This window comes from Corynebacterium sp. HMSC076D02 (genome assembly GCF_001813815.1).
Taxonomy (GTDB): Bacteria; Actinomycetota; Actinomycetes; order Mycobacteriales; family Mycobacteriaceae; genus Corynebacterium; species Corynebacterium simulans.
Map to the genome: position 1 here is coordinate 387,535 of NZ_KV814082.1, position 21,860 is coordinate 409,394.

The 21,860-nt window shown below is 58.4% G+C and carries 20 protein-coding genes; 5 read left to right on the forward strand and 15 right to left on the reverse strand.

Annotation, left to right across the window (positions count from 1 at the left end):
- Positions 1-42: 42 nt before the first annotated feature.
- The 12 genes from HMPREF2935_RS12415 to HMPREF2935_RS12470 form a co-directional block, all read right to left on the reverse strand.
- A complete protein-coding gene (locus HMPREF2935_RS12415) occupies positions 43-1,260 on the reverse strand; it encodes an acyltransferase family protein (protein ID WP_082778619.1) in 1,218 nt (405 codons plus the stop codon).
- A gap of 3 nt (positions 1,261-1,263) precedes the next feature.
- Positions 1,264-2,010 carry a lysophospholipid acyltransferase family protein gene (locus HMPREF2935_RS12420; RefSeq protein WP_061923535.1) on the reverse strand — a complete coding sequence of 249 codons (747 nt, stop codon included), beginning with the start codon at positions 2,008-2,010 and terminating at the stop codon, positions 1,264-1,266.
- 21 nt (positions 2,011-2,031) lie between these two features.
- Positions 2,032-2,985, reverse strand: coding sequence for an ROK family protein (locus HMPREF2935_RS12425; RefSeq protein ID WP_061923538.1), 954 nt, complete (start codon positions 2,983-2,985; stop codon positions 2,032-2,034).
- Positions 2,986-3,068: 83 nt separating this feature from the next.
- On the reverse strand, positions 3,069-4,190 hold the full coding sequence (locus tag HMPREF2935_RS12430) for a glycosyltransferase family 4 protein (protein ID WP_061923541.1): 1,122 nt from the start codon (positions 4,188-4,190) through the stop codon (positions 3,069-3,071).
- Between the two features lie 10 nt (positions 4,191-4,200).
- Entirely contained in the window at positions 4,201-5,310 is a 1,110-nt protein-coding gene (locus tag HMPREF2935_RS12435; RefSeq protein WP_235591059.1) for a C40 family peptidase, read from the reverse strand.
- Between the two features lie 169 nt (positions 5,311-5,479).
- Positions 5,480-6,103 (reverse strand): C40 family peptidase, encoded by a 624-nt coding sequence (locus HMPREF2935_RS12440; protein WP_061923543.1) that lies wholly within the window; start codon positions 6,101-6,103, stop codon positions 5,480-5,482.
- Positions 6,104-6,927: 824 nt separating this feature from the next.
- Positions 6,928-8,550, reverse strand: a complete 1,623-nt coding sequence (locus HMPREF2935_RS12445) for a cytochrome bc1 complex cytochrome b subunit (protein WP_061923546.1) — start codon at positions 8,548-8,550, stop codon at positions 6,928-6,930.
- Complete coding sequence (locus HMPREF2935_RS12450; protein WP_070733433.1) at positions 8,550-9,770, reverse strand: cytochrome bc1 complex Rieske iron-sulfur subunit; 1,221 nt, start codon at positions 9,768-9,770, stop codon at positions 8,550-8,552. Before HMPREF2935_RS12450 ends, HMPREF2935_RS12445 begins: the two co-directional genes overlap by 1 nt.
- On the reverse strand, positions 9,767-10,654 hold the full coding sequence (locus HMPREF2935_RS12455; RefSeq protein ID WP_062038174.1) for a cytochrome bc1 complex diheme cytochrome c subunit: 888 nt from the start codon (positions 10,652-10,654) through the stop codon (positions 9,767-9,769). Before HMPREF2935_RS12455 ends, HMPREF2935_RS12450 begins: the two co-directional genes overlap by 4 nt.
- A 71-nt stretch (positions 10,655-10,725) precedes the next feature.
- Positions 10,726-11,310, reverse strand: a complete 585-nt coding sequence (locus HMPREF2935_RS12460; protein ID WP_179294365.1) for an aa3-type cytochrome oxidase subunit III — start codon at positions 11,308-11,310, stop codon at positions 10,726-10,728.
- Between the two features lie 611 nt (positions 11,311-11,921).
- Positions 11,922-12,353, reverse strand: a complete 432-nt coding sequence (locus HMPREF2935_RS12465; protein ID WP_070733434.1) for an aa3-type cytochrome oxidase subunit IV — start codon at positions 12,351-12,353, stop codon at positions 11,922-11,924.
- A gap of 23 nt (positions 12,354-12,376) precedes the next feature.
- Entirely contained in the window at positions 12,377-13,453 is a 1,077-nt protein-coding gene (locus HMPREF2935_RS12470) for an aa3-type cytochrome oxidase subunit II (RefSeq protein WP_070733435.1), read from the reverse strand.
- A 410-nt stretch (positions 13,454-13,863) separates the two neighbouring features.
- On the opposite strand from HMPREF2935_RS12470, the gene asnB reads away from it, so the two are divergent.
- Positions 13,864-15,786, forward strand: coding sequence for an asparagine synthase (glutamine-hydrolyzing) (gene asnB / locus HMPREF2935_RS12475; protein ID WP_070733436.1), 1,923 nt, complete (start codon positions 13,864-13,866; stop codon positions 15,784-15,786).
- A 170-nt stretch (positions 15,787-15,956) separates the two neighbouring features.
- Here the strand turns inward: asnB and HMPREF2935_RS12480 are convergent, their stop codons facing one another.
- Positions 15,957-16,301 (reverse strand): HesB/IscA family protein, encoded by a 345-nt coding sequence (locus HMPREF2935_RS12480; RefSeq protein WP_061923570.1) that lies wholly within the window; start codon positions 16,299-16,301, stop codon positions 15,957-15,959.
- Between the two features lie 153 nt (positions 16,302-16,454).
- Here HMPREF2935_RS12480 and HMPREF2935_RS12485 point away from each other — a divergent pair, with 153 nt between their 5' ends.
- Both HMPREF2935_RS12485 and HMPREF2935_RS12490 read left to right on the forward strand, forming a co-directional pair.
- On the forward strand, positions 16,455-17,156 hold the full coding sequence (locus HMPREF2935_RS12485; RefSeq protein WP_061923573.1) for a DUF3043 domain-containing protein: 702 nt from the start codon (positions 16,455-16,457) through the stop codon (positions 17,154-17,156).
- Between the two features lie 54 nt (positions 17,157-17,210).
- A complete protein-coding gene (locus HMPREF2935_RS12490; protein ID WP_070733437.1) occupies positions 17,211-18,224 on the forward strand; it encodes a nicotinate-nucleotide--dimethylbenzimidazole phosphoribosyltransferase in 1,014 nt (337 codons plus the stop codon).
- 21 nt (positions 18,225-18,245) lie between these two features.
- Here HMPREF2935_RS12490 and HMPREF2935_RS12495 read toward each other — a convergent pair whose 3' ends face one another.
- Positions 18,246-19,352, reverse strand: coding sequence for a branched-chain amino acid aminotransferase (locus HMPREF2935_RS12495; RefSeq protein ID WP_061923579.1), 1,107 nt, complete (start codon positions 19,350-19,352; stop codon positions 18,246-18,248).
- Between the two features lie 121 nt (positions 19,353-19,473).
- Between HMPREF2935_RS12495 and HMPREF2935_RS12500 the strand changes: the two genes are divergently transcribed.
- Positions 19,474-20,973, forward strand: a complete 1,500-nt coding sequence (locus HMPREF2935_RS12500; protein WP_061923584.1) for a leucyl aminopeptidase — start codon at positions 19,474-19,476, stop codon at positions 20,971-20,973.
- Between the two features lie 22 nt (positions 20,974-20,995).
- On the opposite strand, the gene HMPREF2935_RS12505 is transcribed toward HMPREF2935_RS12500, so the two are convergent.
- Positions 20,996-21,388 (reverse strand): hypothetical protein, encoded by a 393-nt coding sequence (locus HMPREF2935_RS12505; RefSeq protein WP_061923587.1) that lies wholly within the window; start codon positions 21,386-21,388, stop codon positions 20,996-20,998.
- 139 nt (positions 21,389-21,527) lie between these two features.
- Between HMPREF2935_RS12505 and HMPREF2935_RS12510 the strand changes: the two genes are divergently transcribed.
- Positions 21,528-21,860: biotin/lipoyl-containing protein (locus HMPREF2935_RS12510; protein ID WP_305764089.1), on the forward strand; the 333-nt coding region annotated here is incomplete at its 3' end.

The window sequence follows — 21,860 nt, forward strand, 5'->3', positions numbered from 1 at the left end:
CTTGGCGACGCCGCCCGACCCCCGCTCCCACGCATACACCTGCTAGTCGCGGCGGCGTGCGCTGCAGCAGGGGGCCCGCTCGCAGCGGTGGGCCTTTGGGTCTTGCCGCGGAGTGTTTTCCGGATGATAATCCTGCTGTGCAGGCGCGTCGATGAGATGCGAGATGTCCGGCGGTTTGAGCAGCCAGCCTACAATCGGCACGCGCCCCAGCGCCCATAGCGCCAGAGAGGCAATGGCGGCAAAGACGAAGCAGGCGATCAACCAGAACCAGGTGTTATCCAGCAAGTGCTCGCCGTGCAGGGTGACCTCATGTGGGAACCAAGCCATGAAGAAGCCATAGCCCACTGTAAGGCCGATGGGATGCGCCAAGTAGATGGGCAGCGTGTGCGAGCCTATAAAGCGCAATCCCTTGGACAGGACTGGGACATAGGAGACCCAAATCGCAAGCACAATGCCCAGCGGGACCTCCAAGGCCTGTTCCACGAAGCGGACCAAGATGTGCACCTCGTTAGAGGTCAGGTACTCCGCACCGGGCAGCGGCCACGGAATGAAGACCTCCTCGGGATAAGAATCCCAAGCACGGCGGAAAAAGGAGCCGCAGAGGTAAGCCACAATGGTGCCGCCGTAGAAAAAGGCGGTGGAAAGGCCAAAGTGTCCCTTGAAAGGTGCCTCGATTTCGGAGGCGAAGCGGGTAATCCAGTCCCGGAAGAAAGCCGCGGCTACGAACATCGGCAGGAACATCATTGCCTTGGCAATGAAGGTAAAGTGCGCCTGCCACGCCATGAACAAGAGCGGCGTAAAGCTTAAAAGCACGGCCAGCCAGCCGGGCAGCTTGCGTACGCACCACAAGAAGATGTTGAAGAAGATCAGAGAATGGATAAACCAGGCCATCGTGTGGCCAAAGACCATGTTGAACAGCATCTCATTGCGATCAAAGATGTCGCTTTCAAAGACCCAGTGTAATTCGAGGCGTTTTACCTGCAATTCCACGGCCATCCACACCACATAGGGCACGATGAAATACCACAGGCGGCGCGCGAAAAGCTGCGGGAAGGTGAAGTTAAAAACCTTCGTAGAAAAGTAGCCGCTGACGAGGAAGAAGAGGGGCAAACGCAGCGGGTCTAGCCAGAGGTTGAGGGCCGCGAGTCGGGTCTCGCTGGATTCGGGAACAGTGAGCGTGACGTGCAAAAGAACAACGCCAAGGATGGAAATACCCTTGGCGATGTCAGGCCACGCTAATCGAGCCTTAGGGGAACTCACCGCCTAGTGCGCCTCGTATTTTGGTTCCGCGCCTGCAGGATAGCCCTTGCCTGCTTGCAGGGAGGCTTTGACCTCAGAGGCATAGACATCGACATATGGCTGGCCGGAAAGCTCGGCCAATTCCTGCATAACGTAATCGGTGAAAGCACGAATGGTGTCATGCTCATTCGGGTCCAAACCGCGTTCCGCTGCCCACTCATGCGGATCGATCGGCTCGGCAACGCGCATGCCGACCTTGGTAGGACGCGGCACCCAGCTGCCGATCGGATTGGCCTTGCGGGTACCGATCATGGCGATCGGAATGACCTTCTTCCCGGTGGTCATGGCGATGCGCCCCATACCAGTACGACCTTTGTAGATGCGGCCATCAGGAGAACGGGTGCCCTCCGGGTAGATGCCAAACAGGTCTCCCCTATTCAGAATCAGCTGTGCGGATTCCAGCATGGCATCGCTGGCGTTGTCGCTGTCGCGCTCGACAGGGACCTGGCCGACCGAGCTGAAGAACCACGCTTGCGCGCGGCCCACCAAGCCCGGGGTAGTGAAATACTCGCTCTTGGCCAAGAAGGTGATCTGACGCGGGCACATCAGTGGGAAGAAGAAAGAGTCCATCACCGCTTGGTGCGTGGAGACAAGAATCGCTGGGCCTGCAGTGGGAATGTTATCCATGCCTTCAGTCCACGGGCGGTTCCACAACCGCAAGGCAGGACCGAAAAAGATGTTCTTAAATGCCCAGTACCACTTGTTTCGCATCGCGTTGTCCCTGTCGTTTAATTAACCTATGGCAAGCCCATTGCGGGCTAGGTCAGCTACGCCAATCATACCCGCCGCTGAGCCCAGATCTGCGGTGGCCACGCGGGCCAGCGGGCGATGCCCCGCCCCTACTATTTGGCGCGCCATGTTCTCGCGCGCGGTGTCTAGGTAGAGATCCGCATCATTGGCGACGCCGCCGCCAATCACGATCAGCTCGGGATCCAAGACGTCTGCCACGATGGAAAGGCCCTGGCCCAGCCAGGTTCCGAAGTGCTCCATGACGGCTAGGCCGAGAGGATCGCCGGCGCGTGCGGCGGTGGTGATTTCTACTCCCTCGGCACCTACTGGCAGCGTGGTGGAATAGCTTGGGCGCAGCTCCTCACAGGTATCGGGCAATGCGGTACCGGAGGCATAGCGTTCTAGGCAGCCGCGCTTGCCGCAGGAGCACTCGCGTCCACCCGGGACCACGGTAAGGTGGCCGAATTCTGGGGCCGTGCCGAACGCGCCGCGGTAAATCTTGTCCTCGGTCATCAAGGTTGCGCCAATGCCGGTGCCGACAGAGAAGAACACCCAGTCCTTGGCGCCGCGACCGGCACCGAAGCGCCACTCTCCCCACGCTGCGGAGTTAGCGTCATGCTCGAGGCGTACGGGTAGACCGAGCCGCTTGCTCAAAATTTCGCGCACCGGCGCATCGCGCCACGGCAAGTGCGGGGCAAAGCGCACGGTTTCGCACTGGGGATCCAAAAAGCCGGCGAGTGCCAAGCCGACTGCGGAGATCTCATTCTTCTCACGCAGGGTGTCTACGGCCTGGACGATGTCATCTTCTAGCTGGCGGGCGCTATCCGCAGTTGGCACGCTCACCGAATCAACAATGTTGCCCTCCGCGCTGATGGTCGCCGCGCGTAGGTTGGTGCCGCCGATGTCGAATCCAATGGTGAATCCGGAGTCCGCGGCAGGTTGAGCGTGTTCAAGCATGCACAACAGGATATACCCCCGCCGGGGTATTGGTCACATTCTGCATGTTCGAGCGGAATCGATAAAGAAATTAATCTCTGTCACTAAGCCAAGATTTCACGCAGGCGCCCACCCATGATTTCCCACGTCCATGCCTTCTCCACGTGGTTGCGGCCAGCCTGGCCCATGCGGCGGGCGCGAGGAGCATCGCCTAGCAAGGCGCACAATGCCTCCTCCAATTCGGCAACACTTGAACCGCGCACCACGATGCCGGTGTCATCCGTGACGGTCTCCGGTGCGCCGCCGGAGTCACCGGCAATGACGGGCACGCCGCAGGCCTGGGCCTCAAGGTAGACGATGCCCAAGCCCTCGACGTCGAGGCCTCCCCCACGGGTACGCGCGGGCATGGCAAAGACATCGGCGGCGTGCAGGGCCATCTGCAGCTCCGTAATGTCTTTGGCCTCGCGGATGATGACGTCGGGGGCATAGATTTCGGCGAGCCGCTCTAAAGCTTTCCGGTAGCGGCCGCGACCAATGATGAGCAGTTGTGCATTGGGAAATTGCGCGCGAACCTTCGGCAGAGCTCGCAGCAGCTGGTCTTGCCCCTTGCGCGGGACCAAGCGGGAAATACACGTGATGACGGGACCATCTGACAAACCGAAGTGCGCACGCGCAGCCTGCTTTTTCTGCTCATCGGCCGGCTGAAAATCCTCCAGGCTCACCGCAGAGGGAAGATGCACCCACTTCGGCCCAGGGCCAAAGGGCGCTTGCAAGCGACGCAGCGTGTAGTCGGAGATATACGTAATAACATCAGCGTGCTCTCCGATGCACCGCAGCGCCTGACGGGCAACCGGAAGCATGGACCACCCCACCTCGTGGCCGTGAGTAGTGGCCACAACCTTGGTCGCGCCGGCTTCCTTGGCAGCCTTACCCATCAATGCAAGAGGGGCTGCCGCACCGAACCAAACGATGTCGATGTCATAGGCCTTGATAAGCCGCTGCATCTCGCGCACGGTTGCCGGAGTAGGCAGCATAATGCGCCGCGGCCAACGGATGACCTGGTAGGGCTGGGCGGCATCGTAAAGCGCGGCGGCCTCAGCATCCTGCGTCGAGGCAAAGACGACAACCTCGGAAGGATCCAGGGTGGAGACGAAGTCCCGTAGATATGACTGAATCCCGCCAATCGTGGGCGGGAAGTCATTGCTAACCAGTAGTGTGCGCGCCATGCGCCCTACTCTAGTAGCGCACCGCTCCTTGGATCGGCATAGAGTCCACCGGAACAACCTGAACCGGCACGCCATAGGTCGAAGCATGTACTACCTTGCCATCGCCGACGTACATACCGACGTGGGTAACTCCTGGGTAATAACCGATGATGTCACCGGGCTCGAGCTGATCGAGTGGGACTTGGGTGCCACCTGCGAGCTGCGCCTGCGAGGTACGCGGAATGGACTTGCCCATCTGCTGATAACTCCAAAGCATAAGACCTGAGCAGTCAAAGACGTCAGGGCCCGTAGCACCCCAGCCATACGGCGCACCCAAGCGGGTAAGGGCAGCTTCGACGGCCTTGGAACCGGAACCGTCGGACAAGGCAGCAACGTCGACGTCCTTAGCACCGAAGCGGCCCACAAAGGCAGCGCGCTGCGCCTCGTTTAGGCTATCGACCTTTTCCTCGATCTCCTTCTTCTGTGTTTCGAGCTCTTCCTGCTCCTTGAGAAGGCGATCCCGCTGCTGTTCAAGCTCCACAGCCTTATCTTGTGCGGCCTTTACGGCAGCGGCGGCCTCGTCTTGCAGTCCACGAGCGACGTCGGCGGCCGCAGCCTTGTCATCAAGATTGCGTTGCGCGGTGCGCGAAAGCGCGCCAAGGTAGCCCATACGTTCAACAGCGGTGCCAGGATCTGCGGCATCCAAAGCGGCTGCGACGGCACTGGTGGAATCACCGCGGTAACGCGACTGGGCGATGCCGTTGATGCGATCTTGTTGGTCTGTTACGGCAACAGCTGCAGCATCCGCTTTTATGCGCGCGTCATCGGCGCGCTTCTGGAGTTCTTCTACTTCCTTTTCGGTAGCGGCCAGTGCATCCTCGGAAGCCTTGACTTCCTCGTTCTTGGCGGCCACGCGCTGGGCGACGTCCGCGACACGGTCAACCAACTTCTGCAGGTCCTCGCTCTCAGGACTACCAGGTTCCTCCGCGGGCGCTGCGGCAGCCGGTGCTTCCTGGACTTGCTCGACCTCTTGTGCCGTCGCGGGAGGCACGACCGCCACGCCCCAAGCAGTGGATACGGTAAGCGCTGCGGCCAATGCCGCGTAGAAAGTGCGGCGGGCCCGCAAAGTGGAAGAAAGCACGGTAGTAGTTCCCAAACTTAAAAAATAATAATAGACCGCTTAATACTAGCGCATATCTCGCGCTGAAAGCGAGTACACGAACAACAAACCATAAAACCACAAATAGCCCCTGCCGTCCATAAATAAATGGAGGCAAGGGCCAGTAATGCCGAAGGCAGCTGCTTAAGCCTTAGAAGCGAACTGCGGAGTGGATCGGCATGTAATCCAGAGGGCGCTCCTGAACCGGGACACCGGAGTTCAAAGCATCGATGATGGTGCCGTTGCCGGTGTAGATACCGACGTGGGATGCACCAGAGTAGTAGACGATGATGTCGCCCGGCTGCAGAGCATCCAGGGAGACCTGCTTGCCAGCAGCAGCCTGAGCCTGGGAAGTACGTGGGATCTCAACGCCGGCCTGGCGGTATGCCCAGGAGGTCAGACCGGAGCAGTCGAATGCGCTCGGGCCGTTTGCACCGTAAACGTACGGTGCACCAATGACGGAGCGTGCAGCTGCGAGAGCCTTCTGGCCCGCAGACTGTGCCGGAGCAGCGGCCGGAGCCGACGCCTGTACGGACGCAGCGTAGTTTACGTTCTCCTGTTGCAGGGACGGAACATACTGCTGAATGTTCGGAACCTGGTTGATGTTCGGGACGTTCTCCAGGCCCGCAACCTCGAAGCGGTAGTCGGTGTTAGGGATGACTACCTCGGCACCCTGTGCAACTGCTGGGACTGCAACTGCTGCGGACGCTGCAGCAACTGCGGTGGTTGCAATACGGCGGGTGGTGATTGCGCCCTGACGACGGTGCTTAGACACGAATTAAACTCCAAATCTTCCTGTGTGCCTACTTCGAATGAGCACGCGTAATTACTTCGCAGAAATGCTGGAAGTAAAGATTCACGCTCGGGTTCACAATTTCTGCGAACCTTTCGAAGCTCTGACCCGGGGCGGGCCTAGCGTTCGTTGATGCTCCGTTCCTGTAGGAGCATCTCCACTCGGCCCCCGGATTAGGAGGGGGCCAGATGCGGCACTTAAATCTTCAGTTCGTTATTGAGCACCACTTCGTCGGTAACTCAATGTCTCAAATAGGTTACGAAACTGTCACAGCCAATGTCGAATCACCGACCCAAAACCGCGGCCGTTATCGTCCCGTTATCTTCCATTGACATTTCCGAAATGTTTCAGACCTTTCGCCGGGAAACTCTCCCCGTTATCACTTTGAGATAAAGCCTAACCTGCGAAAATATGGTCACCAATGCCGTTTGCAGGAAACTTATTATCATCAACCTTTGAAGCGAATTTTGCGTAAAAAATTACAACAGTGTCCTTGCTCACAATGCAGTTTTGGCCCGGATCTGAAGGCTCACGAGCACCAATTTTCACACACATTTGAACTCAGTTTGGGCAAGTTTACGCGCTAGAAGAATGCACTACTCCCCTAATAACGACGTTCTCCTTATCCCCAGAGTTCTCGCCCTAAAACCTGAATGGATTGCTTCCTATATATAAGGAGTAGAAAACGGCGCGCAACACAGGCACCTAGCGGGCCGATGTGGGGATCGCTAAAGCCCCCGCCTCTCTTACTAGCAGTAGGAAAGGCGAGGGCTTGTGAGCGAGTTTCAGGCTCTTATATAGAAGCCTTAGATGCGGCCGTGCTCTTCGTCTTCGCGACGGTTTGCCTCGTTGAGGCGGCGGAACATTTCTGCCTCCTCAGCGTGGTTCTCCTCGTGAATTTCGTGGACACGGTGCATGAGTGCGGAGTCATCCGGGGAGAAAATACCCTGGGTCTCAGAGTCAGCGAAGCCGAGCTGGTTGAGCTGCTTCGGAACCTGAGCACCAGCGTACTCCAGCGGAACCGGGTGCCCGTGCTCGTCGACCGGGCCAAGCGGCTGGTGGACCTCGATGAAGGCACCATTCGGCAGCTGCTTGATAACACCGGTCTCGATGCCGTGCTCCAGGACCTCGCGGTCAGATCGCTGCAGACCAACGCAGATGCGGTAGGTAACGAAGTAAGCGATTGGAGGCAAGACGATGAGGCCGATACGACCAACCCAGGTCATTGCGTTCAGCGAGATCTGGAAGAAGTGTGCGACGTGGTCGTTACCACCGGACAGGGTCACCAGCAGGAAGAAGGTGATCGCCATTGCGCCGATAGCGGAACGAACCGGAACATCGCGCGGACGCTGCAGCAGGTTGTGGTGAGCGTCATCGCCAGTGAACTTCTTCTCCAGGAACGGGTAAGCAAACAGCAGCACGACCATCGCACCACAAAGCAGTGCAACCCAGAATGCGGAAGGAATGGTGTAGTTGCCCAGGTACAGCTCCCATGCCGGCATGACACGAGCAACACCGTCAGTCCACAGCATGTAGATATCCGGCTGGGAACCAGCGGAGACCTGAGACGGGTTGTACGGGCCAAGCAGCCAGATGGCGTTGATGGTCAGCAGACCAGACATCAAAGCCAGAACGCCAGCAACCATCATTCCCATGCCGATTGCCTTCGTAGCGAAGACCGGCATAATGCGGACACCGACAACGTTGTTTTCTGCGCGGCCTGGTCCAGGGAACTGGGTGTGCTTCTGGAACCAAACCATAATGAGGTGAGCGGCAACCAGACCCAGGATGATGCCCGGGATAACCAGAACGTGCAGGATGTAGAAACGGTCCAGCATGAGGTCGGACGGGAAGTCGCCGCCGAAGATTGCCCAGTGCAGCCAGGTGCCGATAATAGGCAGGCCCAGGATGATAGCAGACATGATTCGCAGACCAACGCCGGAGAGCAGATCGTCCGGAAGGGAGTAGCCGAGGAAGCCCTCAACCATGCCCAGGAGAATCAGTGCACAACCGATAATCCAGTTAGCCTCACGCGGGCGACGGAACGCACCGGTGAAGAAGATGCGGAGCATGTGAGCAACCATGGACATCATGAACATCAGGGCTGCCCAGTGGTGCATCTGGCGGATAAACAGGCCGCCGCGAACCTCGAAGGAAAGATCCAGCGCAGTTGCGTAAGCGCGGGACATCTCAACGCCGTTCAGCGGGGTGTATGCACCGTCGTAGATGACCTTCGTGATGGAAGGGTCGAAGAACAGTGCCAGGTAGATACCGGTCAGTAGCAGGATGATGAAGCTGTAAAGAGCCATCTCACCGAGCATAAAGGACCAGTGGGTCGGAAAGACCTTGTTCAGCTGGGTTCGCAGTACTCCGGCTGCGGAGTAGCGCGAATCCATGTTGTTGCCCATCTTGGCAAGTTTGTTACTCATTATGACTTACGCTCCCAGAATGCAGGTCCGACAGGCTCGATGAAGTTGCCCTTGGCAACGAGGTAGCCCTCTTCGTCCACGCCGATCGGCAGCTGCGGCAGCGCACGGGCTGCAGGTCCGAAGACCGGCTTGCCGTAGTGCAAAGCGTCGAACTGCGACTGGTGGCACGGGCACAGAATGCGGTTGGTCTGAGCCTCGTACAGAGAGGTCGGGCAACCAATGTGGGTACAGATCTTGGAGTAGGCGTAGTAGTCGCCGTAGTGGAAGTCTTCCTGACCAGCACGCTCAATTGCCTTCTGCGCATCGGAGTGACGCAGGCGGATGAGCATCACGGCGTTGCGGTTGCCGTGAATGGAGTGCATGTGGTTTTCGTAGACGTCCTTTTCCTCAGACCACAGGTCACCATCGTTGACGTCTTCCGCAGCGAGCGGGAAGACAGTCTCCATGCCGCCGGCAGCGAGGTCCTCAGGACGCACGCGAACCAGACGAGCGAGGCCACGGGTGGTGTAGTGGGTACCGGACTCACCCTCGTGCTTTTCCGCAATAGTAGAGGTATCGCGAGCCAGGTAGAGCTTCACGCCCTTCTCGTGCATGGTCCAACCGGAGGTCCACAGAGTGCCGTCGCCAGCGTAGTTAAGCTCGTGGCGCTTCTTCCATGGGTTGTTGATTGCGCCGCCCAGCGGAGCAATAACGGACAGACCAAACAGAACGCCTGCGCCGCCGAGCAGACCCATGATGGTTTTGCGACGACCCAGAGTGGAGGTCTTCCAAGAATCGTTCAGAAGAGCGGTCAGGGTGCGGCGGTCAACTTCCTCGGAAGGGCCGTCGTGACGACGCTGAACGGAAATCTCTTCCGGCAGAATCTTCTTAACGTACTGAACGATGGCAAAGCCCAGGGCCAAAATAGCCAGGCCAACGGTAACACCCAGCAACGGGGTGTAAAGGGTATGCCACCAGATGCCGTCCTCTCCCAGCATCTTATACTGCCAAGGCCAGAAGAGGTAAACGCCAAGGAAGGCGATACCAGCGATAACAGACAGTGCCAGCCAGAAGGTGACGTTACCGGCGGCGCGCTTTTCAGCTGGGTCGCCATCAACCGGGAAACGCTCCTTGCGGAACGCAACGGTTACGTCATCGAGCTCGGTGCCGAGAGCGGCGAGCTCATCGTTGCTCATCTTGTCGAGCTCTGCGTTGGTGTAGTTCTTCTTTACATTGCTCATGAGCGCGATCCAATCCACATAGCGGCAACGCACAAAGCGCTGATGCCGATGATCCACATTGCGAGACCCTCAGCGACCGGGCCCAATCCACCAAGGTCCCAGCCTGCTGGAGACGGGGTTTCCTTTGCAGACTTGAGGTAGGCGATGATGTCCTTCTTCTCGTCTGCAGAAAGCTGACGGTCGGAGAACTTAGGCATGTTCTGCGGACCGGTCAGCATTGCCTGGTAGATCTCCTGCTCGTTGGCCGGAGCCAGCGGCGGAGCATACTTACCGGAGGACAGCGCGCCGCCTTGGCCGGTGAAGTTGTGGCAGGATGCACAGTTCATGCGGAACAGCTCGGAACCCTTAGCTACGTCCTCGGCCTGAATCTGGCCGTTGTAGTTAGCGCCACGAAGAGATTCCTGAGCAATGGTGCCGTCTTCGTTGTAGACGATGTCAGCGCCGCCACCATTTGCTGCAACATAAGCTGCAAGCGCCTGGGTCTGCTGCTCGGTGTAACGCGGGGTCTTGCGCTCAGCCTGTGCGTCGTTGGACATCATCGGCATGCGGCCGGAGTGCACTTGGAAGTACACGGAGCCAGCACCGATTCCAACGAGGGACGGGCCGCGGCCCTCAATGCCCTGCAGGTTGGCACCGTGGCAGGTGATACAAGCAACGTCGTAGATATCCTTGCCCTCTTGAACGAGAGCCTGGTCATCCTTCTGAGCGGTTGCGATCTGCGCGTCTGGGGTCAAGGCGGAAGCCAGGACACCAGCACCAGTCAGACCGATGCTCAGAGCGAAGGCGCCGGCAAGAGTGCGCTTCGCCTTGCGGCGACGGCGGGTCTTCTTAGCCGCGGCAGTGGTCTCTTCCACTGCGGCGGTTTGCTGAATGTTATCCATCATTTTCCTTTAGATAACTCGTACACGGAAATGGATGGCTGTAGGCCGAGAGCCTGCTCCCGGGCTCCTACGGCCTACTGGACTAGGTAGATGACTACGAACACGCCAATCCAGACAACGTCGACGAAGTGCCAGTAGTAGGACACTGCCATCGCTGCGGTTGCCTGTGCTGGCGTGAACTTGGACTTAGCAATACGCGCCAGAATGATCGCGAAGGAGATAAGGCCTGCGGTCACGTGTGCAGCGTGGAAGCCGGTCAGGATGTAAAAGACCGAACCGAAGACGCTGGACTGAACAGTCACACCGTGCGTGATCAACTCTGTCCACTCAAATGCCATGATGCCCAAGAAGACAACACCCAACAGCAAGGTCACTGAGTACCAGAGTCGGAGCTTGTATACGTCACCCCTTTCTGCTGCGAATACGCCGAACTGGGAGGTCACAGAAGACGAAATCAGCACTGCCGTGATGATGAATCCCATCGGCACGTTGATATGGGCGGTATGCTCCGCCCAGTCGCCTTCCTGGCCGTTTGCGCGCGAGGTGAACCACATCGCGAACAGTCCGGCAAAGAACATCAATTCCTGAGACAGGAACACGATGGTGCCAACGCTGACCATGTTGGGTCGGTTCAGCGCGGCAACACGTGGTGCTGCCATACCTTGGTTTGAAACTACGCTCGTCACGCATAACAGTATGGCCGGTCAGAGACGTGAAGTCACTTCAATTCCCCCCGATTTTTTGAAGCTACTTTTCGCCATGCCACAGCGCTTTGCCAGCAAAGGTTAATTTTGGAAAAAAATCGGTTGCTAGCGGGAACTTTTACTACTGCTTTACGACGTCCCATCCGTGCAGGTAAACAGCTTATTGGCCGGTTGACCATCGAAAGGGCCGCAAAATCGTCGGAAAATTTGAACACTTGAGATGCACTTTGCAACCAAATTGAGCAATTAGCTTGATGATATAAATCACAAAACGGTCGCTGCCGAAAATGGCAGGTTTCCAACTTTCGGTTGACCCCCGCGAAAATAGCCCCTAACGTGCCATTACTCGGCGATATAGCGCGCGTTGAGAGCAGCTTTCACTACCGTCTCCTCCCCCGCTACATCCGCTCTAGAAAATCTTTTAGATTTTGTGGGAACTTTTGGAACTTGCCATCCGACGCAGAGATCGCCAAAGTCCCCCACCACGGAAAGTGATGGGGGACGCGAGAAGTTTTAGGCGGGCGTTATGGGCTGCCGGGATAGGCCGCCATAACGCGCAAGGAAAATTAGTGCTTTTCCTTCGGCAGACCGTACTGCAGGGACAGACCGGTAACGGAAGCCACCAGGCAAGCAGCGCCGAGAACGATGAGCCAGAAGTACAGGAAGATGATGCCCAGACCAAGCAGCGCGATGGAGCCGGTCATAGCCAGCGGCCAGATGGAACCCGGGGAGAAGAAGCCGAGGATGCCAGCGCCGTCCTCAGTCTCTGCCTCTTCCCAGTCCTCAGGAGCGACGTCGACGCGGGAATCAGTGAAGTTGATGTACACGCCGAGCATGATGCACAGCAGGAACGCCAGGGTAAGGCCGACGATGCCTGCCCACTCCGGGCCGTACAGGTAGCCGTCATCCTTCACGAAGTTCACGCCGAGGACGTAAACAATCAGGGAAACGAATAGGTAGGTCGCAATCGAGTAGAAGACCTTAGATGTTGCACGCATTGTGAAATTCAGTCCTTTTCTACTTATGCCTTCGGGGTGTCAACGAAGTTGTCACCGGTGCGGGTATCGCGCTGAGAGTTGAACGGAGAGGTGGTCACTGCGTAAGGATCCTGGCCGATGTGTTCAAGAGCCTCAGCGTTGGTTGCCTCCGGGTTCTGCTCACGGAACTTCAGGTACTTATTGAAGTCTTCGCGGTTAACAACACGGATCTCGAAGTTCATCATGGAGTGGTAGGTACCGCACATCTCGGCACAGCGGCCAACGAATGCGCCTTCCTCATCAATCTTCTCAATCTGGAAGCGACGCTCCTGAGCGTTAGCCTCTGGGTGCGCGTAAACGTCGCGCTTGAAGAGGAATTCCGGAACCCAGAATGCGTGGGAGACGTCACCGGAAGCGAGACGGAACTCAATCGGGGTCTCGGAAGGAAGAACCAGAACCGGAACCTCCTCGGTGGAGCCAACAGTCTCGATCTTGTTGAAGTTCAGGTAGGAGATGTCACCCATGGACTTGCCGTGAATTGGGTTCGGGTTCTCCACGCCCTCCGGGTCAACGGAGGATTCTTCAGCAATCTTTTTACGCTCGGTGTCCTCGCCGTTGTAGTTCTCGCCGTCTACCTTGTTCTCGGCGTAACCGAACTTCCAGTTCCACTGGTAAGCGGTGACATCGACGGTAACCTCTGGGTTCTTGTCCAGTGCGGTGACCTTCTGCTGCGCCTGAACGGTAAAGAAGAACAGGCCCATGATGATAAGAATTGGCACGATGGTCAGAGTCATCTCCAGCGGCACGTTGTACTGCAGCTGCTTAGGGAACTCGCCCTTGCCATCCTTTTCAGCCTTCTTCGCGTTCCACTTGAAGATGGCGGTGAGGAAGAGTCCCCACATGATGAAACCAACAATCCATGCTGCAACCCAGACCCAAATCCAGAAGTTGTACATAGACTCCGCCTCAGGGGTAATACCCTTTGGCCAACCAAAGCCCAAGAGGTTCTCAACGGCGGTTGGAGCTTCTACGTCACAACCAGCCAATGCGAAGCCGCCAAGGGCGATTGCGCCAGCTAGGCCCGCCTTACGGGCAAAGTTGCGCTGCTTACGCTGTCCCACGTGTGTTCTGCCTTTCTGTCCACACAAACTTCTCGAATACTCACAGAGCATTCCTATCCAATCAGGATAGTGGATGGAGCCTGCGTTTCTTAAGCATTTGATAGCTTCACAGGCCTTCCGAAACACTCTGCAAACTGCGAACGCACTGCATGTTACCGGCCCACCTGCACAAGGGCAGAACCAACCCCTCGAATGGCGGGTTTAGCCTATGACCCAATTCACAGAGGTCATGCGGCTACATCATCCGAAAGTTCGCACCCTAACGGGTAAGCTGCGCCAACCCCTCCCCGATTGCTGGACAAAGACTGCCACGAAGCTTGTAACTCGGCGCGCGTAACTCCATTTAGGATTTAAGCCCCGTAAAGTATTCGGAAGAAAAAGACCCTTGATTAATAAGGAGCAACCACCCTATGTGCGGACTTTGCGGACTACTGACCGCTAATCACGACGCGGCCAAGTACGTAGATGCCCTCGAACAGTCCTTGCAGTGCATGCACCACCGCGGCCCGGATGCAGCGGGCACCTGGCATGACGACGACGTCGTCTTTGGCTTCAACCGCCTGTCCATCATTGACCTTGAGCACTCCCACCAGCCACTGCGCTGGGGCCCAGAAGATAATCCAGAGCGTTATGCCCTGACCTTCAACGGCGAGATCTACAACTACATCGAGCTGCGCGAGGAACTTAAGGCAGCTGGCCTGAAGTTCAACACCGAAGGCGACGGCGAGCCCATCGTCGTGGGCTATCACCACTGGGGCGAGGATGTAGTCAATCACCTGCGGGGCATGTTTGGCTTCGTTATCTGGGACACCGAAACCAAGACGATGTTTGCCGCCCGCGACCAGTTCGGCATCAAGCCGCTGTATTACGCCACCACCGAGGCAGGCACCATCTTCGCCTCCGAGATGAAGTGCATCCTCGACATGGCCGAGCCGCTAGGTCTAGACCTCAGCCTAGACAAGCGCGCAATTGAGCACTACGTCGATCTACAGTACGTTCCGGAACCGGAGTCCCTGCACGCTAACATCCGCCGCGTCGAATCCGGCTCCACCGTCACGCTGCGCCCGGGCCAGAAGGTGACAAATGATCGTTACTTCAAGCCGCGCTTCCCGGTCCAGAAGGTGGCAGAGGGCAGCGAACAGCAGCTCTTCGACAAGATTGCTAAGGCGCTGGAGGACTCCGTCGAAAAGCACATGCGTGCAGACGTCACGGTTGGCTCTTTCCTGTCCGGAGGCATCGACTCCACCGCGATTGCAACCCTGGCAAAGCGCCACAATCCGGATCTTTTGACTTTCACCACCGGCTTCGAGCGCGAAGGCTACTCCGAAGTCGACGTCGCCGCAGAATCTGCTGAAGCAATCGGCGTTGAGCATATCGTCAAGATTGTCTCCCCAGAGGAATACGCCACCGCGGTTCCGAAAATCATGTGGTACCTGGACAACCCGGTGGCCGATCCGTCCCTGGTTCCGCTGTACTTCGTGGCCCAGGAGGCCCGCAAACACGTCAAGGTCGTTCTCTCCGGCGAGGGCGCGGACGAGCTGTTCGGCGGCTACACCATTTATAAGGAGCCGCTTTCGCTGGCACCATTTGAGAAAATCCCTTCCCCGCTGCGCCGTGGCTTAGGCCAGCTGTCGAAGGTTCTCCCAGAAGGCATGAAGGGTAAGTCCCTTCTCAACCGTGGCTCCATGACCATGGAAGAGCGTTACTACGGCAACGCCCGCTCCTTCAACTTCGAGCAAATGCAGCGCGTTATTCCGTGGGCCAAGGAGGAATGGGACCACCGTGAGGTCACGGCGCCTATTTATGCGCAGTCCCGTGACTTCGACCCAGTTGCCCGCATGCAGCACCTCGACCTGTTTACGTGGATGCGCGGCGACATCTTGGTCAAGGCCGACAAGATGAATATGGCTAACTCCCTGGAGCTGCGCGTGCCGTTCCTGGACAAGGAAGTTTTCAAGGTGGCAGAAACCATTCCGCACGATCTGAAGATTTCCCACGGCACCACCAAGTACGCTCTGCGCAAGGCAATGGAGCAGATCGTTCCGCCACACGTTCTGCACCGTAAGAAGCTCGGCTTCCCAGTTCCAATGCGCCACTGGCTGGCTGGCGACGAGCTCTACGGCTGGGCACAGGACCAGATCAACGAGTCCCAGACCGAGGACATCTTCAACAAGAAGGAAGTTCTGGAGATGCTCAAGGAGCACCGCGACGGCGTGAGCGATCACTCGCGCCGCCTGTGGACGGTCCTCTCGTTCATGATCTGGCACGGCATCTTCGTAGAAAATCGCATCGATCCGCAGATCGAACAGCGCGACTATCCGGTAAAGCTATAAGCCAGGTTTCGTCACTTTGACGTTTATCCAAAAAGTGCCCGCCGCTTGACCTGTCTCCCTTATCTTTCAAAAGGAGGAACAGAGGAAAGCGGCGGGCACTTTTCGTGCTTGCAGCCACGAAGGGCTTTAAGCCAAGACGCTTTAAGCTGAAACGCTTAAAAGCGCGCTATTTAGTTAAAGGAGTCACCACAAGCGCAGGAGCCACCGGCATTCGGGTTGTCAATGGTAAAGCCCTGAGACTCAATGGTGTCAGCGAAGTCGATCTTTGCGCCAGTGAGGTAAGGAACGGACATCTTGTCAACGACGAGGTTTACGCCATCAACGTTGTCGACCTTGTCACCATCGAGGCTGCGGTCGTCGAAGTACAGCTGGTAACGCAGGCCAGCGCAACCACCTGGCTGGACGGCAATACGCAGAGACAGGTCATCACGGCCTTCCTGCTCGAGCAGTGCCTTTGCCTTTGCGGCTGCTGCCTCAGTCAGGATGACGCCGGTAGCGGAAGCTGGAGCGGTCATGTCTTCTCCTCTATTAAGTACGGGTTTTTCTGGCCTCTACCCTACCCTCAATGTTTCGAAGGTGGAAAGGTTGACCTCGCTTACGTCTTTCACAACACCGGGCAGGGCGGGCCTATTCCCATTTAACGGCCACAACCTTGTAGTCTGATCAACGTGAAACTTCCGTGGCAAAAAGATGAAAAGGCGGACGGTAGCGCCGCCCTCCCCGCTTCTCAGATGAGCGAAACCCCGGCTGCTAAAAAGCCGGAGGAACACCGCAAGGGTTACACCCCGCCGAAGGGTCGTCCCACGCCGAAGCGCGATCAGCAAGAGATCGCCCGCGGCGTCAAGCGCGATCCGCACGGCATGTCCGAAGCCCAGCGCTACCAGCACCGCAAGGAGATGAAGGCTTCCATGTCCAAGGAGGAATGGAAGGCCTATAAGCGCAAGGAGCGCGAGGAATCTCGTGCGGCTAACCGCCTTGCCCAGGAGCGCATGGCGAGCGGCGACGAGCGCTACCTGCTGCCCCGCGATAAGGGCGAAGTCCGCCGCTACGTGCGTGACTGGGTAGATTCCCGCAAATTCATCAACGAGTGGATGATGCCTATGATGCTGCTTCTGCTTGTGGTTATGATGCTGGCCAACTTCAGCCCCAACGTTGCCAACTGGGTCAATATCTTCGCCATGGTGGTTATCGCGGTAATCGCCATCGAGGGTTTCTGGCTGGCTCGTCAGTGCAACAACGCAGTGCGCCTGAAGTTCCCGGGAACCACCGAGGCTGGCTTCGGCTTGGGCTTCTACGCATATACGCGCGCTTCCCAGCCGCGCAAGTGGCGTACCCCAAAGCCACGCGTCGAGCGCGGCGCTACCGTCTAAGGCAGTCTTACTTAATCTAGGTAGTTATTTCTAGGTAGTTATTAAGGAGTAGCGATGTCTGAGCTCACGCCGGTTCCGCAGCCTGATCAGCAAGCAGGCCGCGCCGTCGCCGACGCGTTGGCTTCCTCTGTACGCGGAGATTCTTTCGGTAGGTTGAGCGGCGTCGCGAGCTGGCTTGCTGCTTGTCAGGGTGTCGTACCAGCGGCGGCTTTGCGCCGCCCACGCGTTGTCGTCTTCGCTGGTTCGCATGGCATCGCTACCCGCACTTTCGAAGGTGTCGGCCTTTCTGCTTTCGCGCCCGAATCCGACGCGCAGCAGATTGCTGAATTAAAGGAAGGCACCGGACCGAGCCACAGCTTGGCACGCCGCGCAAGCGCCGGCATCACGGTCGTCGATTGTGCGCCCTCCGCCCCTATCGACGCCGAGCCGGCGATGGGCAACGAGGAGTTCGAGGCGGCGTTTTCTTTGGGCCAAGCCACTGCCGACGCCGAGATTGATTCCGGCGCCGATCTGCTCATTCCCGCCGAGGTGGGCGTTGGTGCTACCACCGTTGCCGCAGCGCTCATGGGTCATTTCACCAGCACTGAGCCGGTCGCCATCGTGGGTCCTGGCTCGGGCACCACGGATGCAATGTGGAAGACCAAGGTCACCGTGATCCGCGACGCCATGTTCCGCATCCGCAACTTGGAGGGCGCGGAGGTTATTCAAGCCGCATCCTCGCCTAGCTTTGCGGCGTTGGTGGGCTTTATCTGTCAGGCCACTGCGCGCCGCACGCCGATGCTTATCGACGGCCCGCTGTGCGCCGCCGCCGCAGTCTTCGCCGAGTCCCTCGCACCAGGCGTAAAGCAGTGGCTGCTCGCGGCGAATGTCACCACGGAGCCGGCACACATTAAGGCCTTGCAGCTGCTGGAGCTGCGCCCACTGCTTGAGCTTGAGATGCGCGCCGGACAAGGCCTGGGCGCACTGGCCGCGTTGCCGCTCATTCAGTCCGCCCTCGAACTTGCCGCGGACGAACTCAATGTTCTCGCAGCAGCTCAAGAGCCGACTCTAGAATCGGCTCAAGAATAGGCCCAAACAGGCGCCGCAGGATTAGTCGGCCTTCTCAACCAGCGTGTGCAGCCAGCCGTGGTTATCTTCTACGCAACCACGCTGGATGCCAGTGAGCCGCTCGCGCAGCGCCATCGTGGTCTTGCCGGCTTCGTTGCCGTTGACCTTGAAGTCAACGTCGTCGCCCATGACATGGCCCACTGGAGTGATAACGGCGGCGGTGCCGCAAGCAAAGGCTTCCGTCATCGCACCCGATGCAACATCATCGCGCCACTGTTGCGCAGTGATGCGGCGCTCCTCAACTTTAAGCCCCATATCCTGTGCTACCTGCAGCAAGGACTTACGGGTAATGCCCGGCAGCAAGGAGCCGGATAGCTCTGGGGTAACCAGGGCCTGGTTTCCTTCCTCGCCGTAGATAAACGCTAGGTTCATCCCGCCCATCTCTTCGATGTACTTGTGTTCGATGGCATCGAGCCAGACCACCTGGTCGCATCCCTTCTCCGCAGCCTGTGCCTGCGCAAGCAGGGAGCCTGCATAATTGCCAGCGAACTTCGCCGCACCAGTGCCACCTGGAGCCGCACGCACATAGTCGGTGCACAGCCAAACCGATACCGGTTTGATGCCACCGGAAAAATATGCGCCTGCCGGTGAAGCAATCAGCACGTAGCGATAAGAATTCGCCGGGTGAACGCCCAAGGAGACCTCAGTGGAAATCATAAAGGGGCGCAGGTACAGCGCCTCCTCGCCGCCCGCGGCTGGAACCCACGCCTGATCGACGTCGACTAGCTGGCGCAGCGACTCGATGAACTCTTCCTGCGGCAGCTCCGGCATGGCCAAACGCGCCGCAGAATCGATGAAACGCTGCGCGTTTTCTTCCGGGCGGAAAGTGGCGATGGAGCCATCCAGCTGGCGGTAGGCCTTAATACCTTCGAAGATGGCCTGGCCGTAGTGGAAGATGTTGGAGGCTGGGTCCATGCTAAACGGTGCATATGGACGCACCTGCGCGTCATGCCAGCCTTTTTCTTCGTTCCAGTCAATGGTCACCATGTGGTCGGTGAACTTTTTGCCAAAGCCAGGATCCTGGAGAATCTCGGCCAGTTTTTCAGTTGAAGTGGGGTGCTCAGTACGCGTTACGGTGTAATTCAACATGCCCCACACGCTACTCCCTTTTTCTATAGGAGGGCAGGCAAAATTCGCCTAAAGATGTGAGCTAGACGGGTAGGGTGTGTGAGGTAAAACCATTTTCAATCCCGAATGCAAGGAGGAAATCGTGGCAAAGTCCGCGTTTACCCTGCCCGCCCGCGGCAGCTTCCCATCTGTTGAACTGGCAAAGAAGGCCCCAAAGAAGGCCGACGCATTGCTCATCGCAGCCTTCAGCGGCGAGGATGGCCTTGAGGTTCCGGGAAGCGACGCTCTGGATTCCGCTGCGCTGCGCGCTACCTACGAGGCGCTTGCTGCGGTAGGCGCAACTGGCCGCGCGGGCGAAATCACCCGCATCCCTGCACCGCAGGATTCCATCGCGCCGCTCATCGTCGCTGTCGGCTTGGGTGACGCTGAGCTTCTCGACGACGAGATGCTGCGCCGCCACGCCGGCACCGCCGCGCGTGCGCTCACCGGCGCTGGCACCGTGGTCACCACCCTTGCGGACTTTGGCCTGACCGCCACCGTCGAGGGCCTCATCCTTGGCGGCTACGCTTACCGCGGCATCCGTTCCGGCGAGACCAACGACTCCGAGTCGCCGGCTTCCTTCAGCGTTATCGCAAACAAGAAGGCAGCCGAAGAGTTCGAGGCCGCGCGCGTTGCCGCTGAGGCTGTGAACCTCGCCCGCGATCTGGTAAATACCCCGGCTAACGAGCTCTACCCCGAGTCTTATGCCGAATTCATCTCCAACGAGGCTGCCGCGGCAGGCCTGGAGGTAGAGGTACTAGATGAAAAGCAGCTGAAGAAGGAAGGCTACGGCGGCATCATCTCCGTGGGCAAAGGCTCCAAGCGCCCACCACGCCTAGTGCGACTTACCTGGGCGCCGAAGGATGCCACCAGCACCGTTGCTCTGGTGGGCAAGGGCATCACCTTCGATACCGGCGGCATCTCCTTGAAGCCGGGCGCCGGCATGTGGGACATGATCTCCGACATGGGTGGCTCCGCAGCCATGGCCGCTGCCATCATTGCGGCCGCCAAGCTGGAGATCCCGGTCAAGGTCACCGCTACCCTGCCATTTGCTGAAAACATGCCAGGACCAGGTGCTACCCGCCCAGGCGATGTGATTACTCACTACGGCGGAATCACCTCTGAGGTGCTCAACACCGACGCCGAAGGCCGCCTCGTTTTGGCAGATGCCATTGCTCGCGCCAGCGCGGATAAGCCGGAGTACCTCATCGAGACCGCTACGCTTACCGGCGCGCAGATTGTCGCGCTGGGTACCCGTACCGCTGGCGTCATGGGCTCCGATCTCTTCCGCGACCGCATTGCTGAGATTGGCCGCGAGGTCGGTGAGAACGCATGGGCAATGCCGCTGCTCGAGGAGCACGACGAAGAGGTCAAGTCCCAGGCTGCCGATATCCGCAATATCAACGCTAAGCGCGAGGGCGGCATGGAATTTGCCGGTACCTACCTGCAGAAGTTCGTCGGCGAAGACATCGAGTGGGCGCACATCGACGTCGCCGGCCCGTCCTGGAACAACGGCGCACCGCACGGCTACACCCCGAAGCGCGCCACCGGCGTTCCAGTTCGCACCGTGGTTGCAGCGCTGCGCGAAATCGCAGAGTCCTAAACCGCAGCCCTAGCCTGGGCTTCTACTCAGCGCCGTGCTCGCGCTCAAAGCGGGCGCGGCGCTGTCTTTGTTCTTCTCGCTTGCGCAAGATGCGTTCGCGCTCCATACGCTCGCGCATGCGCTGGGGATAGCCGGTTTCTTCTACGTCATAGACATCGCATTGCAGCAGTTTCGCCACGGCATCAATACCCTTCGGCCCGCCGATCCGGCGGCGGATGAACTGGCCAGTCTCATCCACGACAACCACGGACATCTCGTTGACCACCGTTTCGGGTTCTACGAATGCTTCAATATAGGCGCGTCCGCGCGCCCACTCAGAAAGGGCTGCTGCGTCTTCCTTCCGGATCGTCTCGCCAGGCCCACGTGGGGGCCGCAGCTGGGACCTAGATCTGTTTCGACGGAAGGGATTAAACATAGGCCATGAGTCTACTCCCCCGCGTACTTTCGCACTTAAAACGGACTGGTGGACCCAGATGTGCACGCTAGTCGCACACACGCGGTAGGATTGAGCATCAGCGTTAAACAATTCCGACTTCCGAGGAGTCTTATTACTTATGGCACACTCTGTTGTGATGCCCGAACTGGGCGAATCCGTAACCGAAGGCACGATTACCCAGTGGCTGAAGTCCGTGGGTGACACGGTCGAGGTCGACGAACCATTGCTCGAGGTCTCCACCGATAAGGTCGACACCGAAATCCCTTCCCCCGTTGCGGGCACTATCCTCGAAATCAAGGCTGACGAAGATGACGACGTAGAGGTCGGCTCCGTGATCGCCATCATTGGTGACGAGGGCGAGTCTGCTTCCGATTCTTCCGCTGAAAAGCCAGCCGAGGAAAAGGAAGAAACCAAGGAAGAGCCGAAGGCTGAAGAGAAGAAGGAAGAGGCT